17 protein-coding genes are annotated in these 14944 nt (G+C 59.8%); 9 read left to right on the top strand and 8 right to left on the bottom strand.

Annotated elements, in window-relative coordinates:
* Positions 1-52: 52 nt before the first annotated feature.
* From F8N44_RS06975 to F8N44_RS06965, 3 genes are all read right to left on the bottom strand, one after another.
* On the bottom strand, positions 53-523 hold the full coding sequence (locus tag F8N44_RS06975) for an RNA methyltransferase (protein ID WP_007911337.1): 471 nt from the start codon (positions 521-523) through the stop codon (positions 53-55).
* Between the two features lie 191 nt (positions 524-714).
* Positions 715-1086, bottom strand: a complete 372-nt coding sequence (locus F8N44_RS06970) for a YajD family HNH nuclease (protein ID WP_007911336.1) — start codon at positions 1084-1086, stop codon at positions 715-717.
* Between the two features lie 48 nt (positions 1087-1134).
* Positions 1135-1821: a spermidine synthase gene (locus F8N44_RS06965; RefSeq protein ID WP_007911335.1), complete on the bottom strand. Its 687-nt coding sequence runs from the start codon at positions 1819-1821 to the stop codon at positions 1135-1137.
* A gap of 80 nt (positions 1822-1901) precedes the next feature.
* Here F8N44_RS06965 and F8N44_RS06960 point away from each other — a divergent pair, with 80 nt between their 5' ends.
* Positions 1902-2186, top strand: a complete 285-nt coding sequence (locus tag F8N44_RS06960) for a hypothetical protein (RefSeq protein WP_150649799.1) — start codon at positions 1902-1904, stop codon at positions 2184-2186.
* Here F8N44_RS06960 and F8N44_RS06955 read toward each other — a convergent pair.
* Both F8N44_RS06955 and F8N44_RS06950 read right to left on the bottom strand, forming a co-directional pair.
* A complete protein-coding gene (locus F8N44_RS06955; RefSeq protein WP_034153174.1) occupies positions 2183-2656 on the bottom strand; it encodes a cyclic nucleotide-binding domain-containing protein in 474 nt (157 codons plus the stop codon). The two genes, F8N44_RS06960 and F8N44_RS06955, sit on opposite strands and share 4 nt — an antisense overlap.
* A 201-nt stretch (positions 2657-2857) precedes the next feature.
* Positions 2858-4912 (bottom strand): S9 family peptidase, encoded by a 2055-nt coding sequence (locus F8N44_RS06950; protein ID WP_150649798.1) that lies wholly within the window; start codon positions 4910-4912, stop codon positions 2858-2860.
* A gap of 237 nt (positions 4913-5149) precedes the next feature.
* Between F8N44_RS06950 and F8N44_RS06945 the strand changes: the two genes are divergently transcribed.
* The 3 genes from F8N44_RS06945 to F8N44_RS06935 are packed head-to-tail and all read left to right on the top strand — an operon-like array spanning position 5150 to position 6994.
* Positions 5150-5647 (top strand): MFS transporter, encoded by a 498-nt coding sequence (locus tag F8N44_RS06945; RefSeq protein ID WP_102900279.1) that lies wholly within the window; start codon positions 5150-5152, stop codon positions 5645-5647.
* A gap of 15 nt (positions 5648-5662) precedes the next feature.
* Positions 5663-6439, top strand: coding sequence for a class II glutamine amidotransferase (locus F8N44_RS06940; protein WP_007911322.1), 777 nt, complete (start codon positions 5663-5665; stop codon positions 6437-6439).
* Positions 6440-6451: 12 nt separating this feature from the next.
* Positions 6452-6994, top strand: a complete 543-nt coding sequence (locus F8N44_RS06935) for a DUF2937 family protein (RefSeq protein WP_034153178.1) — start codon at positions 6452-6454, stop codon at positions 6992-6994.
* 123 nt (positions 6995-7117) lie between these two features.
* On the opposite strand, the gene F8N44_RS06930 is transcribed toward F8N44_RS06935, so the two are convergent.
* Entirely contained in the window at positions 7118-8029 is a 912-nt protein-coding gene (locus F8N44_RS06930; RefSeq protein WP_095119086.1) for a LysR family transcriptional regulator, read from the bottom strand.
* A 159-nt stretch (positions 8030-8188) separates the two neighbouring features.
* Here F8N44_RS06930 and F8N44_RS06925 point away from each other — a divergent pair, with 159 nt between their 5' ends.
* The 5 genes from F8N44_RS06925 to F8N44_RS06905 all read left to right on the top strand — a co-directional run bounded on the left by F8N44_RS06925 (position 8189) and on the right by F8N44_RS06905 (position 12572).
* Positions 8189-9475: an MFS transporter gene (locus F8N44_RS06925; protein ID WP_150649797.1), complete on the top strand. Its 1287-nt coding sequence runs from the start codon at positions 8189-8191 to the stop codon at positions 9473-9475.
* Between the two features lie 62 nt (positions 9476-9537).
* The gene (locus F8N44_RS06920) at positions 9538-10290 is read left to right on the top strand and encodes a 5-oxoprolinase subunit PxpA (RefSeq protein WP_150649796.1); all 753 of its coding nucleotides are present in this window, start codon (positions 9538-9540) and stop codon (positions 10288-10290) included.
* Entirely contained in the window at positions 10287-10991 is a 705-nt protein-coding gene (gene pxpB / locus F8N44_RS06915; protein WP_150649795.1) for a 5-oxoprolinase subunit PxpB, read from the top strand. Before F8N44_RS06920 ends, pxpB begins: the two co-directional genes overlap by 4 nt.
* Positions 10988-11905, top strand: coding sequence for a biotin-dependent carboxyltransferase family protein (locus F8N44_RS06910; RefSeq protein WP_150649794.1), 918 nt, complete (start codon positions 10988-10990; stop codon positions 11903-11905). Before pxpB ends, F8N44_RS06910 begins: the two co-directional genes overlap by 4 nt.
* Before the next feature lie 118 nt (positions 11906-12023).
* On the top strand, positions 12024-12572 hold the full coding sequence (locus tag F8N44_RS06905; protein WP_150649793.1) for a hypothetical protein: 549 nt from the start codon (positions 12024-12026) through the stop codon (positions 12570-12572).
* A 64-nt stretch (positions 12573-12636) separates the two neighbouring features.
* Here F8N44_RS06905 and F8N44_RS06900 read toward each other — a convergent pair whose 3' ends face one another.
* Positions 12637-13815 (bottom strand): vWA domain-containing protein, encoded by a 1179-nt coding sequence (locus F8N44_RS06900; RefSeq protein ID WP_007911295.1) that lies wholly within the window; start codon positions 13813-13815, stop codon positions 12637-12639.
* A 12-nt stretch (positions 13816-13827) separates the two neighbouring features.
* On the bottom strand, positions 13828-14673 hold the full coding sequence (locus tag F8N44_RS06895; RefSeq protein ID WP_007911294.1) for an AAA family ATPase: 846 nt from the start codon (positions 14671-14673) through the stop codon (positions 13828-13830).
* Positions 14674-14944: the final 271 nt, after the last annotated feature.

The raw sequence follows: 14944 nt of genomic DNA, 5'->3' as shown, positions 1-14944 counted from the left end.
AAACAAGCTGACTGCCTGAGCGGTCAGCTCGTTCCATCGAATGTGCGGCGTTTCAGCGGAATTTCGGCCCGGAGCGGGTGTTCAGACCCTTGGCCATGCGGTCGTAGAGCACGACGTTGACTGTCGCGGCGAGGTTCATGCAGCCAGTGGTCGGGATGTACACGACGTCTTCGCACCAGTCGCGGATCTCTTTATCCAGCGAGCCGTCTTCCGGGCCGAAGATGTACAGGGCGCGATCCGGGTGTGTGTATTCCGGCAACGGGCGGGCGCCTTCGACCAGTTCCACGGCGACCGGCACGCAGTTGAGCGGAAGGATTTTTTTCAGATCGTCGATGCCGATCAGCGGGATGTCGTAGTGCACGCGCTTGGTGTCGGTGACGAAGTCGGCGGCACGTTCATAACGCTTGCCGGTGTAGAACACCGACGCCACGCCATAGCAGCCTGCGGCGCGCATCACCGAACCGACATTCTCCGGTGATTTGGGGTTATACAAACCAATGCAGCTGTACCGTTTGTCTGCCACGAGCGGGTGCCTTCGGGAAAAAGAGGGCGATTATACGGGGATTGGGGGAGGGCGGGCAGATTCGAGATCTGTGGTGTCTGGCCGGCCGCCTTCGCGAGCAGGCTCGCTCCCACATTGATTTTGTGTACACCACCGATCAAATGTGGGAGCGAGCCTGCTCGCGAAGGGGCCAGTCAGGCCGATGAAGAACTTTAATCTTCTTTTTTCATGAGACCGGCCAATGCGGCAAACGGGTTATGCGTTGCCTTGGCGATCTTCGGCGTGCTCAGCGAGCCTTCGCTGAAATACTGCTGATCGGTATAGCGCGAGTGTTCGTTGTCATGGCAATACAGGCACAACAATTCCCAGTTCGAGCCGTCCTGCGGGTTGTTGTCGTGATTGTGGTCGCGGTGGTGCACGGTCAGTTCGCTCAGGCGCTTGCCGGAAAACTCACGGGTGCAGCGGCCACAGACGTGCGGGTACATCTTCAGGGCCTTGTCGCGGTAGCCCATTTCCTTGTCGCGCTGGTTGTCGGCGAGGATGCGATCCAGCTTCGACGTGTTGGTTGGGGTGGACGAACTCATGGGTTCACCTTTGTAAAAGACTAATGACGGTTATGAGCAGAGTTTAGCTCAGCCCTTGAGCTTCTCGGCAATCCAGATCGTATGGCGCGTGCCCTTGTTGCCGTGAGCGAAGACCTGGACTTCTTCGGCCTTGAAACCGGCCTTCTTCAATTTGTCGGAAAACAGCCGGTCGGCGCTGGCTGACCACACGGCGAGCACGCCTTTGGGGCGCAGGGCCTTGGCGCAGGCATTCAGACCGGCGGCGGAGTACAGCCAGCTGTTGGCCTTCTGCGTCAGGCCTTCGGGGCCGTTGTCGACGTCGAGCATGATCGCGTCGAAGCCGTTCGGCTCGCTTTGCAGCACCTTGGCCACGTCTTCCTGACGGATCACCGTGCGCGGATCGAGCAGCGGCCGGCCGGACTTCTCGCCGAGCGGGCCACGGTTCCACTCGACCACCCCCGGCACCAACTCAGCGACCACCACTTCGGCAGTCTTGCCCAGATGCTTGAGCGCCGAGGCGAGGGTGAAACCCATGCCCAAACCGCCGATCAGCACCCGCGAATCCGGCCGGCCAGCGACCTTGCGGCAAGGAATCTCGGCCAGAGCATCTTCGGAACCGTGCATGCGCGTGTTCATCAATTGCCCGCCGTCGCCGCCCTGGATCTTGATGACGAAATCCTCGCCATATTCGAACAGGCACAGGGCACCGCCGCTTTCAGGGATCGGGGTGGTGTCGAGCAGAACGAAACGTTTCATGGAAATCTCTACAAGGGGGAAGGCAAGCAGGCCCGTTGGGAGTAGCCTGAGCGCAGACTAGAGGCCAAACGGAGCCATTGATGAAGCGCACCATTCTAACGGTCATTGCCCTGGCCGCGCTCTCGATTACTGCAGTGCAGGCGCAGCAGACCATTCCGCTCACCCCGGCGCCGCAGCCCGGCTCGCCCGGCACCGCGACGCCGACGCCGTATCCGCAGATCACGCCGATCAACATTCCCAAGTCGGGTGCCGGCAGTGGCAGCCCGCCGCTGGTGCCGATTGAAATGCCCAGCCCGCCGAGCAAGGATCAACCGGTGCCGGGCATTGAGCCGAGTGGTACCAAGGCGAAATCCCCCGGCGGTTAAACCTGTTGCGCGGCCAGTTGGCCGTCGGCCATGCGCAGGCGTTTCGACAGCGAGACGGCGAGGGCGCGGATGATCTTCGCGGCGATCTTCGGCGCGTCGTTGAGCATTTTTTCCAGTGAGTCCTTACCGAGGTTCAGCAGTTGGCAGTTCGTCGCTGCCACGCAGGTGGCCGAGCGACGTTCACCATCGAGCACCGCCATTTCGCCGAACGCCCGACCGCTGCGCAAGGTGGCCATGGTGATGACCTGACCGTCGGGCCCGGTTTTCTGCACGGCGACCTGGCCGGTGTGGAGGATGCACATGAAACTGCCGGCATCGCCCTCGCGGAAAATCGCCTCGCCTTCCGCCACAGTGCTGATGCTGAAGTAGCCGGAAGCGGCCGCAAAGTCGGCCAGTTGCAATTGATCGAACAGGCCGCAGTCCATCAGCCAGTCGCGGATTTCGTTGTTCAGGAAGGTCGGTTCTGACATGTCGTCACGGTCTTTTTGTTTTCACTGTTTCAGGCTTCACACGGTCTCCGTGTAGGAGCTGCCGAAGGCTGCGATCTTTTGATCTTGCCTTTGAAAAAATCAAAATCAAAAGATCGCAGCCTTCGGCAGCTCCTACAGGGGATCTGTGGCGTATCGGCCTCTCGGGTCTGGAATTAAGACCCAAGTGACCGACGGAGTTCCTCAGGCCAGGCCCAAAACCTTGAAAACAAATGCGTATTCGAGTGCTACGTCACGTAATCCCTGATAACGCCCGCTCATCCCGCCATGCCCGGCGCCCAATTCAGTCTTGAGCAACAGCACGTTGTCGTCGGTCTTGGTGGCGCGCAATTTCGCCACCCACTTGGCCGCTTCCCAATATTGCACGCGGCTGTCGTTGTAGCCGGCAATCACCAACGTCGCAGGATAATCCTGCGCACTGACGTTTTCGTACGGCGCGTAAGCCTTGATCCGCTCGTAAACCTGCGGCTCTTCGGGATTGCCCCACTCGTCGTATTCGGTGACGGTCAGCGGCAGATCCGGATCGAGCATGGTGTTCAACACGTCGACAAACGGCACTTCGGCAATCGCCACGCCGAACAGATCCGGACGCTGGTTAAGTACTGCACCGATCAACAAACCACCGGCGCTGCCACCGCTGATCGCCAGTTTATCGGCGCTGGTAATGCCATTGAGGATGAGAAACTCGGCGCAGGCAATGAAGTCGCTGAAGGTGTTGTGCTTGTGTTCCTGCTTGCCGGCGCGATACCAGGCCTCACCCAACTCACCACCGCCGCGCACATGAGCAATGGCGAAGGCCATGCCACGATCCAAAAGGCTCAGGCGGGCGTGGGAGAACCACGGATCAAGGCTCGAACCGTAAGCGCCGTAACCGTAGAGATACAGCGGCACCGCTTTGCCGACCATTTCGCGCTTCATCACCAGACTGATCGGCACTTGCGTGCCATCCGGCGCCGTCGCCCATAGGCGCTGGCTGACGTAAGCGTCGGCGTCGAACGGGCCGAGTACCGGGGTTTCTTTCAACACTGTTTGCTCGCCGCTGGCGAGGATCAGTTGGCGCACCTGCGCCGGGCGGTTCAACGCCTCGTAGCGCAGACGAATGCGGTCGCTTTCAAATTCCAGGCTGTTTTGCACATACAGGCTGTAGGCCGCGTCCGGCAATTGCACGCGATAAGGCGTCAGACCGTGTGGGTGCACTTCGATGATCGGCAGGCCACCCTCGCGCAGGCTCAGGGTCATGGCCTCGGTGTTGAGGCTGACGCCATCGAGCATCACTGTGTCGCTGTGGGGGATCAGGTTCTGCCAGTCGGCTTCGGTCGGCGCGATGCCGGTGTCCGGGGCCTGATACAGGGCGTAGTTGATGCCGTCACGATTGGTACGGATGAACCAAGTCCACACGCCATCGAGCAGGCCGTGATCGACATCGTATTCATGATCCTCGACCCGCGGCGCCAGGCAGGTGAAGGGCAGGTGCGGCTGATTGGCGTCGAGCGCCCAGACTTCGCTGGTGGTCTTGCTACCCAGCGACAGCAGCAATTGCTGCTCGGAACTGGAACGGTAGCAGTGCAGGAAGAAACGCCCGTCCGGCTCGTGGAACACCTCTTCGGCAGCCGTGCCGTCGAGGCGATAACGGAACAGTTTGTGTGGGCGATGGGTATCGTCGAGTACGCCGAAAAACAGCGTCAGGCTGTCATTGGCCCAGGTCATGCTGCCGTCGCAGTCTTCGAATTCCAGTTCGCTGACCTTGTCGTTGGACAGTTCCTTGACGAACAGCGTGTAAATCTCATCGCCCGAGGCGTCGACGCTGTAGGCCAGACGTTGATGGTCCGGGCTGATGCTGAACGCACCCAGCGAGAAGAACCCGCCGTTGGCCAGCACATTCGGGTCGAGCAGCAATTGTTCGCGGCTTTCGTCGAGGGTCAGGCTGTCGTCTGCCGGCCGTGGGCAGCGGTAATGCCGGGCGTACTCGTCGCCCGCCGTGGTGCGGGTGTAATACAGGTACGGGCCCCACGGCGAAGGCAGGGACAGGTCGGTTTCGAGGATTCGGCCCTTGATCTCTTCGAACAGGGTTTCACGCAATTCGGCCTGATCGGCGGTTTGCGCTTCCTGCCAGGCGTTTTCGGCCTTGAGGTAATCGAGCACCGCGTCGGTGTCGCGCTCCTGCAGCCAGGCATACGGGTCGGCACCGGCAGCCTTGTGGGCGATCGGGGCACTGATGACGTTGGCGGATTGGGGCATGGAAGGTTCTCGGACAATGTACGGAATAAGGGTTTTCGCGGGTCGTGAAACCGCCGCAGCCCCCTGTGGGAGCGAGCTTGCTCGCGAAGGCGTCCGGTCAGATGACATTTGTTTCACTGACCCACCGCTTTCGCGAGCAAGCTCGCTCCCACAGGGTTTGCTGCTGGCCGTCTGGTATTGGGACAAGCCGCACGGGCGAAAAGTCGTTACTATAAGCGCCTCTTTGCCTGCCTTGCCATGGACACCATGACCGAGAACGACTATCTGATCGCCTGGGGCCTCTACGCCTTTGCCGCTGTGGGCTGCCTGTTGGTATGGATGCGCCTGACTACCTGGATGTGGCGCTGGTTGCGCGAGCCGCTGCGTGTATTGATGGCCGTGTTGCTGTTCAGCCCGACCATCATTGACCCGGTCAAGGAAAAGGTCGCGCCGGCTATCGCCATCACCGCCCTGGATCTGGCCTTCAAGGTTGGTAACAACGCCTGGCGTGCGGTCTCCGATCTGTTCATGTACGGCATGATCGCGTTCGGCATTTACCTGATTTTCGTGTTGATCCGCTTCCCGCTCGAACGGGCTTCGCGCGCGCGCCGTGAGCAGGCTGAAGCCGCCAAGGCCGCCGCTCGCGCCGATGACCGCGATGACGATCAGCCGTTTGGCGGCGCCGGTGATGACCGTTACGGTCGCCCGCCAGTACCGAACAATCCGCAGCGCATGCGGGTCGAGCCGCGCCTGTAACCCGAGAGTCTGCACATGTGTGAATTACTGGGCATGAGTGCCAACGTGCCGACCGATATCGTGTTCAGCTTCACCGGCCTGATGCAGCGCGGCGGCCGCACCGGCCCGCACCGTGACGGCTGGGGCATTGCCTTCTATGAAGGTCGTGGCTTGCGCCTGTTTCAGGACCCGGCGGCGAGTTGCGAGTCGGAAGTCGCCAATCTGGTGCAGCGCTATCCGATCAAGAGCGAAGTAGTCATCGGCCACATCCGCCAGGCCAACGTCGGCAAGGTCTGCCTGTCCAACACCCATCCGTTCGTCCGCGAACTGTGGGGGCGCAACTGGTGTTTCGCGCACAACGGCCAGCTCGCCGATTTCACCCCGATCAAAAGTTTCTACCGCCCGGTCGGCGATACCGACAGCGAGGCGGCGTTCTGCGATTTGCTCAACCGCGTGCGTGCAGCTTTTCCGGAGCCGGTCGATATAGAAGAACTGTTGCCGGATCTGGTCGCCGCGTGCGCCGAATACCGCAGCAAAGGCGTGTTCAACTGCCTGCTCAGCGATGGCGACTGGCTGTTCTGCTATTGCTCGACCAAACTGGCGCAGATCACCCGACGTGCGCCGTTCGGCCCGGCGCGGTTGAAGGATGTCGATGTCATCGTCGATTTCCAGGCGGAGACCACGCCCAACGACGTGGTCACGGTGATCGCCACCGAACCTTTGACCGAAAATGAAACCTGGACCCGCTACGAACCGGGCCAATGGAGCCTGTGGCGACGCGGCGAATGCGTAAGCCAGGGCAAGACCGAATAAGGATCTACCCCGATGTTGCTCAGTTATGTACGGCTGGTGTTGTTTGCGGCGGGCCTGTTGATCGGTGTCCAGGTGCCGGGATTCATCAATGATTACGCGAAGCGGGTCGAGGCGCATCTGATCGAAGCGCAGACCGGTTTGCGCGGTTTTCAAGGGACTGCCGAGCAGTTCTTCAAGGGCGATATGCAGGCACTGGTCGCGCATTACCGCGCCAGTGAAGATCCGATCTTCCGCAGCGACGCCGACAGTCTGAACACCTTGCTCACGCGTCAGGTGGCGTTGGACAAGCAGTTCCAGGCGATGCAAGGCCCGTGGTACATCCGCTTCCTGCAAGTGGTGCTGGCCGCCGATCCGGATATCCGCAAGGAAACCTGGAACGGTTACAGCTATCAGATCCTGCTGACGCCGGAAGCGATGATCTGGGGCATGAGCGGTGCGTTGCTGCTGTCGTTCGGCATTGAATGCCTGTTCCGCTTGATCGATTGGGTTGTTCTCGGCGGTCGACGCCTGCGCCAGAGCCGGCCGATCGAAGACCGCGACGTGCGCGGCCTCTGAGATCAGCGCAGTAAGGATCGTTCCCACGCTCTGCGTGGGAATGCCTCATCGGACGCTCCGCGTTCGGCTTTCGAGGGACGCGGAGCGTCTCGGGCTGCATTCCCACGCGGAGCGTAGGAACGATCAACTTAACGCGATGTAGTCCTTGCCCACCTTGTGCGCATACCCTTCAAGCACCTGCTGACACAACGTCACAATCTCCTCGACCCACTCAACGCCCACCCGCCACGACACCACCACTTGCAGGTTCGGCGGTCGCTGATCGATATCGAGCAAGGTCAATTCGCCCCGCGCCAACTCCTCGGCGACCAATACCGGTGGCAGCACACCGATACCAAATCCATCACGCAGCAACCGCGTGATCGCCGACACCGAATTCACACAGTTGAGTCGTGGCGCCAGCACACCGTTGGCCTGCATCAACGCCAAGAGATCCTGATGCGGTCGGGAGTTTTTCGAGTAAGTGATGATCCGCTCCTGCGCCAGTTCGGCGAGGTCAGCGTAGTCGCGGTTGTAGATCGAATTGCTCGCGACAATCCAGCCCAGCGGATGACTGGCCAGCTCCAGACTGCGTACGCTTTCATGGCGCACCAGGTCAGTTTGCAGAACGATGTCGAGGAAACCTTTTTGCAGCTGATCGCAGAGGTTCAGCGAAGTATCCGCCACCAGCTCGATTTCCACCCGTGGATACAGATCGGTCATCTGCGCCACCAATGGGCTGAGCCAGGTGTGGATTACCGTGTCCATCACGCCGATGCGCACGCGGCCGACCTTGCTCGAGCGGGTCTCGATCGACTGCTTCAGTGCCGACATCGTGTCGAGCATCTGCTCGGCATACTCCAGCACTTTCAGACCTTCAGGCGTCAGGCTGACACCACGCGAATCGCGCAAAAACAGCTTCACCCCCAGCTCGCCTTCCAGTACCGCAATGCGGCTGGAAATCGACGCCTGGGTGGTGAACAGCTTGTCGGCGGTCAGGCGAAAACTCTTCAGTCGGGCGACCCAGACAAAGGTCTCGAGAAACTTCAGGTTCATGGGCAAGGCTCGGGTGACAAATTTTTCTTATGGCTAAGGCGGGGTTTTATTCGTTGGACGCAGCGGGGCCGCGCGACGAAAAATCGACGCATCCGGTCCCCACGATAGGCGTCGTCGGGACTACGAACAAGACCAATAAAAAAACTGCGGAGATAAGCCATGCGTGCTCCCGACACCCTAGAAGCATCCACGGCAACGGCGCGTCCCGGGCCGTTCGACTGGTATCGCAACATCAATCAGCAGGAGCGCCGTACGTTCTGGAGCTGCAAGATCGGCTACGGTCTGGACGGCATGGACACGCAGATGCTCAGCTTCGTCGTGCCGACGCTGATTGCGATGTGGGGCATCACCACCGGCGAAGCGGGGCTGATTCACACCAGCACGCTGATTGCTTCAGCGATTGGCGGCTGGGTCGCCGGGATCCTTTCTGACCGCATTGGTCGCGTGCGCACCCTGCAACTGACGGTGCTGTGGTTTGCCTTCTTCACCTTTCTCTGCGGTTTCGCGCAAAGCTACGAACAACTGCTGATCGCCCGCACCTTGATGGGCTTCGGTTTCGGCGGTGAATGGACGGCTGGCGCGGTGCTGATCGGCGAGGTGATCCGTGCCAAGGACCGTGGCAAAGCGGTGGGCATGGTGCAATCCGGCTGGGCGTTGGGTTGGGGGCTGACGGCGATTCTGTATGCGCTGCTGTTCTCGGTGTTACCGCCGGAAGACGCCTGGCGTGCGCTGTTCATCCTCGGCATCGTGCCGGCGATTTTCGTGATTTTCGTCCGTCGACTGGTGAAAGATCCGGAGATCTACCGCGAGGCCAAGGCGCAGCAAACGCCGGAGACTCAATCGAAATTCTACGAGATCTTCGCACCCGGCATGCTCTTCACCACGTTCCGCGCTTCGCTGCTGACCACGGGGGCGCTGGGCGGTTATTACGCGATCACTTCCTGGCTGCCGACCTTCCTGAAAAACGAGCGCGGTTTGAGCGTACTCGGCACGGGCGGTTATCTGGCGATGGTGATTGTCGGGTCTTACGTCGGTTATGTGATCAGCGCTTATCTGACCGACCTGCTGGGACGGAAAAAGAACTTCATCCTCTTCGCGGTCGGCTCGTTCACCATCGTTCTGCTCTATACGCAGTTGCCGGTGAGCAACGGCGTGATGCTGTGGCTGGGCTTCCCGCTGGGCTTCTTCGCCTCGGGGATTTTCAGCGGCATGGGCGCGTTTCTCACTGAGCTGTTTCCTACACGAATTCGCGGTTCGGGGCAGGGCTTTTGCTACAACATCGGTCGGGCGCTGGCGGCCTTGTTTCCGCTGCTGATCGGTCTGCTCAGCCAGAAAGTACCTTTGAGCGTAGGCATTGGTGCCTTTGCTGCGGTGTCTTATGGCGTGGTGATTATTGCGGCATTGAGCCTGCCGGAAACCCGTGGCAAGCAACTGGACGCGCAGTAACTGATAACCTGCCAAGCACAGTCCTACAAATAAAAAGACAAGCCCCTACAGGAGTGTTCACCGTGAGCCGCCTGCTATTGAATTGCGACATTGGCGAGAGCTTCGGCAGCTGGACCATGGGTCTGGATGCCGAGGTCATGCCCTTCATCGATTGCGCCAACGTGGCCTGTGGTTTCCACGCCGGCGACCCGAGCATCATGCGCAAAACCGTCAGCCTGGCGTTGAGCCACGGCGTGCAGATCGGTGCGCATCCGGCGTATCAGGATCTGGTCGGTTTTGGCCGCCGCTCCATGGCGTATTCGGCGCAAGAACTGCAAGACATCCTGCATTATCAGATCGGCGCCCTCGACGGCATCTGCAAAGCCCAGGGCGGGCGCGTCAGTTACGTCAAACCCCACGGCGCGATGTACAACGACATGATGGCCAACCCGGCGCAATTGCGTGCAGTGATCCAAGCGGTGGCCGCTTACGACCGCAGCCTGCCCTTGATGCTGATGGCCACCCGCGACAACTCCGCCGCGCAGCAGATCGGCGATGAGTATGGTGTGACCCTGTGGTTTGAAGCCTTCGCCGACCGCGCTTACGACAGTGCCGGCAAACTGGTTTCACGACAATTGCCGGGCGCGGTGCATCACGATGCCGAAACCATTATCGAACAAGCGCTGACCATCGCCCGCGCAAACAACCTCACCGCCAGCGACGGCAGCGCCTTGCGTTTGCACGCCAACACCCTCTGCGTACACGGTGACAACGCCAGTTCGGTGGCCGCCGTGCAGCGCATTCGCGAGGCCTTGAATCAGCAGAGCGCGCCATGAACCCAATGATTGAAGTGGTGGCACTGGATTGCCTGATGCTGCGTCTGTTCGATGACATCGCCGAAGCCAACATGCCGTGGATGCTCGCCGCCAGTGAGCGTTTGCGTGCGGTATTCGGCGAGCAATTGATCGATCTGGTGCCGTCCTACACGACACTGATGGTGCATTACGATCTGACGGTTTTGAGCCCGAATCAGGCGCGGCAGTTGATCGCTGAGGCGCTGATCGACCTATCGCCAAATGCGCGCCGTTCCGGCCAGTGCCATGTGCTGCCGGTCTGGTATGACGTGAGCGTCGGGCCGGAACTGCGCTTGCTCGCCGAGCGTAGTGGCTTGGCGCTGGAGGAGGTGATTCGTCGTCACAGCGGCCGTGAGTATCAGGTATTCGCCCTCGGTTTCGCGCCGGGTTTCGCCTTTATGGGGCTGGTCGAAGAGATTCTCGCTGCACCGCGCTTGAACACTCCACGCAAAAAAGTCGCTGCCGGCAGCGTCGGGATTGCCGAACGGCAAACGGCGGCCTACCCGGTGGTGTCCCCCGGTGGCTGGAACCTGATCGGTCGCACGCCAGCGAAATTGTTCGACCGCAACCGTGATGGCTACAGCCTGATGCAACCCGGCGACACAGTGCGATTCGAAGCGGTCAGTCACGCTGAATTCATCAATCTGGGCGGCGATGACACGCCATTGGAGGCGCAGGCATGAGCCGACTGACGATTGAGGCCAGTACCCCGTTGTGCCTGTTGCAGGACGCGGGACGGTTTGGCGTGCGGCACCTGGGCGTCACCCAGGGCGGTGCGGCGGATTGGTGTTCGATGAGCTGGGCCAACTGGTTGCTCGGCAATAACCTCGATGCAACGGTGATCGAAATCACCCTCGGCGGCTTTGCCGTGGTGGCCGAAGAGGAATGTTGGTTGGCCTTGGCCGGTGCGGATCTTGGCGCACGGATCGACGGGCAGCCGCTGGCGCCGTGGCGCAGTTTCAAATTGGGCAAGGGGCAGACGTTGCAACTCACTCAGCCGTTGCTCGGGGCCCGGTCTTATCTGGCCGCGCCCGGCGGTTTTGATGCGCCGAAGGTGTTGGGCAGTAGCGCCACGGTTGTCCGCGAAGAACTCGGTGGTCTGGATGGCACGGGCTTGCCGTTGGCCAAAGGGGCGACGCTGAGTTATCGCGGAGAATCACTTTTGCTGCGTGAAGTGCCTTCGGCGTTACGGCCTGATTTGAAAGCGAATGCACCGCTGGATCTGGTGCTCGGCGCGCAGATCGGCCAGTTCAGCGGGCAGAGTCTGTTCGACGTGTTCAACACGGCTTGGACGCTGGACAGTCGCGCTGATCGCATGGGCATTCGCTTGTTGGGCAGCGTCTTGCACTATCAGGGGCAACCGATGATTTCCGAAGGCATTCCACTCGGGGCGGTGCAGGTGCCGCCGGACGGGCAACCGATCGTGCTGCTCAATGATCGCCAGACCATTGGTGGTTATCCACGCTTGGGGGCGCTGACACCCTTGGCGCTGGCGAGGCTGGCGCAATGTCTCCCGGGTGACAGGGTGCGGTTCACGCCAGTCATGCAAGAACGTGCATGGCATGACCATATCAACTACCTGAAGTCCTACTTGTAATTGTCCGTACTTCGGACGGAAGACCGAGATTTTTCCGGGCGCTTTGGTAAGTCGCCCTACATCACTTGTCGAGAGGGTGTGGAACTATCTGTCTTCATCTTTTACAAGGAAGTTACAGATGCGTTTTATCAAAGTAATGGCTCAGTCACGGGGCGAGTGCGCAAACAGTGTAGATGGGCACATTGTCGGATTCTATGACGGCGTGGGCAGCGTGCCGTTTTACCAGGCAAGCGTCGATCGTTTCTACAATGTGCAACGACTGAGCGCCGAGCATGCCGATAATCAGGACATCGTTGCGCGTATCGAGACATTTATGTCCACCGCAACCGTCGACATGATGCGTATGTTTCACTGGAATCACCGCACGGAGGCGAGTGGTAACGCCATGGAGCTGATGACCGTGGAGACCAACGCGGGTGCAGAGGTGAAAAGCGTAAGGTTTCGCTTTCTGGCGCCAGAGGGCGAAATGAAGAGCGAAGTGACCCTGAGTCCTGAAACGGACATTGAAAAAAATCGCAGGGTAGCGCTGGAAAATGCTGGGGCGAAAGTTGTCGCCAGAGGGAAGAAAAAACGCCGCAGGCAAAAAACGACTGCTGTCGGCCCCGCGATTCTGGACACCTCTTTCATGGACCGGCTCTGCAAGTCTTATCTCGCGACAGGTTGGTAAATCCGCGAGCCTGAAAGGCAGCCGCTTTCATACGGTCTGCCTTTCAGTATTTACCTTCGCAATCTTACTTGGACAGAAACCGCATCCCTTCCTCAAGCCCGCGCAACGTCAACGGATACATCTGATCCTCGATCAGATCCCGCACGATATTGGTCGACGAGGTATAGCCCCAAGTGTCTTTCGGGTACGGGTTGATCCAGATGAGCTTCTTGTACTTCTCCATGAAACGCTGCATCCACACGTAGCCCGGCTCTTCGTTCCAGTGCTCGACGCTGCCGCCGGCCTGAGTGATTTCATAAGGCGCCATGGCAGCATCACCAATGAAGATCACCTTATAGTCGGCACCGTACTTGTGCAGCAGATCCTGAGTCGAAGTGCGCTCGGAGGTGCGGCGCATGTTGTTCTTCCACACCGATTCATAAACGAAGTTGTGGAAGTAGAAGTACTCCAGATGCTTGAACTCGGTCTTGCAGGCCGAGAACAGCTCCTCGCAGATCTTCACGTGGGCGTCCATCGAGCCGCCGATGTCGAACAGCAGCAACAACTTCACCGTGTTGCGGCGCTCAGGGCGCATCTGGATGTTCAGCAGACCGGCGTCCTTGGCGGTGTGGTCGATGGTGCCGTCGATGTCCAGCTCTTCTGCCGCGCCTTGGCGGGCGAATTTGCGCAGGCGGCGCAGGGCCACTTTAATGTTGCGCGTGCCCAGTTCCACCGAATCATCGAGGTTCTTGTACTCGCGCTGATCCCAGACTTTCACCGCTTTGCCTTGGCGTTTGCCGGCATCGCCGACCCGAATGCCTTCAGGGTTGAAGCCGCCGGAACCGAAAGGGCTGGTGCCGCCAGTGCCGATCCATTTGTTGCCGCCGGCATGGCGTTCCTTCTGTTCTTCAAGACGTTTCTTGAACTCTTCGATCAACTTGTCCAGACCGCCGAGGGACTGGATCTGCGCGCGTTCCTCATCGCTCAGCGAGCGCTCGAACTCCTTGCGCAGCCAGTCTTCGGGAATCAGCGCCTGCAAGTGATCATCGAGCTTTTCGAGGCCATTGAAGTAGGCGCCGAACGCACGGTCGAACTTGTCGAAATGGCGTTCGTCCTTCACCAGAATCGCCCGCGACAAGTAATAAAATTCGTCCATGTCGGCGAAGGTCACGCGCTGTTTCAGCGCGTTGATCAGGTCGAGCAACTCGCGCACCGACACCGGCACCTTGGCTGCACGCATTTCATTGAACAGGTTGAGCAGCATGGCATCAGCCTCTTAGCGGGTGCCGCGACGGCTCATGAACGCCAGGCGCTCAAGCAGTTGCACGTCCTGTTCGTTCTTCACCAAGGCACCGGCCAGTGGCGGGATCGCTTTGGTCGGATCGCGTTCGCGCAATACCGCTTCGCCGATGTTGTCGGCCATCAGCAGCTTCAGCCAGTCGACCAGTTCCGAGGTCGACGGCTTCTTCTTCAGACCCGGCACCTTGCGCACGTCAAAGAACACGTCCAGCGCTTCGCTGACCAGATCCTTCTTGATGTCGGGGTAGTGCACGTCGACGATTTTTTGCAGGGTGGTGCGGTCGGGGAAGGCGATGTAGTGGAAGAAGCAGCGGCGCAGGAAGGCGTCCGGCAGCTCTTTTTCGTTATTGGAGGTAATGATGATGATCGGGCGCTTTTTCGCCTTGATGGTCTCGTCGATCTCGTAAACATAGAACTCCATCTTGTCGAGTTCTTGCAGCAGGTCGTTCGGGAACTCGATATCGGCCTTGTCGATCTCGTCGATCAGCAGAATGACCCGCTCTTCAGACTCGAAAGCCTCCCAGAGCTTGCCTTTCTTCAAGTAGTTGCGCACGTCGTGGACTTTTTCATTGCCCAGTTGCGAGTCGCGCAGACGGCTGACCGCATCGTACTCGTACAAACCCTGATGGGCCTTGGTGGTGGATTTGATGTGCCAGGTGATCAACTTGGCGCCGAACGATTCGGCCAGTTGCTCGGCGAGCATGGTCTTGCCGGTGCCCGGCTCGCCCTTGACCAGCAGCGGCCGCTCCAGGGTGATGGCGGCGTTGACCGCCAGCTTCAGGTCATCGGTGGCGACGTAGGCCTGGGTGCCTTCGAACTTCATCTGCTAATCCTCGAACGGTAACGCCGACCTGAACGGGCAGGGCGGGGGCGAAATAATCGAATGCCCGACTATAACGCGCAGCCCGGTCGACTGTGAACGCAGACGGCTTATTCAGTCTCTGAATGGGTCGTCACATGTTGACTCAGTCTCGGCCGATGGCCAGTATTCAGGCCTCGTTGATTTGGCGATAGCTTTCAGGTTGTCCACTGAATCTGTGGCGAGGGAGCTTGCTCCCGCTGAGCTGCGAAGCAGTCCCCATGTGCCCGGAGGC

The sequence above is a fragment of the Pseudomonas fluorescens genome (assembly GCF_902497745.1).
GTDB classification, from domain to species: Bacteria; Pseudomonadota; Gammaproteobacteria; order Pseudomonadales; family Pseudomonadaceae; genus Aquipseudomonas; species Aquipseudomonas fluorescens_BM.
Note: the sequence above shows the minus strand (reverse complement) of the source record. Positions and strands in the feature narration are given on the sequence as shown.

What these genes read in the sequence shown, in the direction of transcription:
- F8N44_RS06970 (WP_007911336.1), bottom strand. Translation starts at nt 1,086, where the DNA reads ATGAGTTCGTCCACCCCAACCAACACGTCGAAGCTGGATCGCATCCTC.
- F8N44_RS06895 (WP_007911294.1), bottom strand. Translation starts at nt 14,673, where the DNA reads ATGAAGTTCGAAGGCACCCAGGCCTACGTCGCCACCGATGACCTGAAG.
- F8N44_RS06955 (WP_034153174.1), bottom strand. Translation starts at nt 2,656, where the DNA reads ATGTCAGAACCGACCTTCCTGAACAACGAAATCCGCGACTGGCTGATG.
- F8N44_RS06940 (WP_007911322.1), top strand. Translation starts at nt 5,663, where the DNA reads ATGTGTGAATTACTGGGCATGAGTGCCAACGTGCCGACCGATATCGTG.
- F8N44_RS06900 (WP_007911295.1), bottom strand. Translation starts at nt 13,815, where the DNA reads ATGCTGCTCAACCTGTTCAATGAAATGCGTGCAGCCAAGGTGCCGGTG.
- F8N44_RS06965 (WP_007911335.1), bottom strand. Translation starts at nt 1,821, where the DNA reads ATGAAACGTTTCGTTCTGCTCGACACCACCCCGATCCCTGAAAGCGGC.
- F8N44_RS06930 (WP_095119086.1), bottom strand. Translation starts at nt 8,029, where the DNA reads ATGAACCTGAAGTTTCTCGAGACCTTTGTCTGGGTCGCCCGACTGAAG.
- F8N44_RS06960 (WP_150649799.1), top strand. Translation starts at nt 1,902, where the DNA reads ATGAAGCGCACCATTCTAACGGTCATTGCCCTGGCCGCGCTCTCGATT.
- F8N44_RS06950 (WP_150649798.1), bottom strand. Translation starts at nt 4,912, where the DNA reads ATGCCCCAATCCGCCAACGTCATCAGTGCCCCGATCGCCCACAAGGCT.
- pxpB (WP_150649795.1), top strand. Translation starts at nt 10,287, where the DNA reads ATGAACCCAATGATTGAAGTGGTGGCACTGGATTGCCTGATGCTGCGT.
- F8N44_RS06935 (WP_034153178.1), top strand. Translation starts at nt 6,452, where the DNA reads ATGTTGCTCAGTTATGTACGGCTGGTGTTGTTTGCGGCGGGCCTGTTG.
- F8N44_RS06905 (WP_150649793.1), top strand. Translation starts at nt 12,024, where the DNA reads ATGCGTTTTATCAAAGTAATGGCTCAGTCACGGGGCGAGTGCGCAAAC.
- F8N44_RS06910 (WP_150649794.1), top strand. Translation starts at nt 10,988, where the DNA reads ATGAGCCGACTGACGATTGAGGCCAGTACCCCGTTGTGCCTGTTGCAG.
- F8N44_RS06945 (WP_102900279.1), top strand. Translation starts at nt 5,150, where the DNA reads ATGGACACCATGACCGAGAACGACTATCTGATCGCCTGGGGCCTCTAC.
- F8N44_RS06925 (WP_150649797.1), top strand. Translation starts at nt 8,189, where the DNA reads ATGCGTGCTCCCGACACCCTAGAAGCATCCACGGCAACGGCGCGTCCC.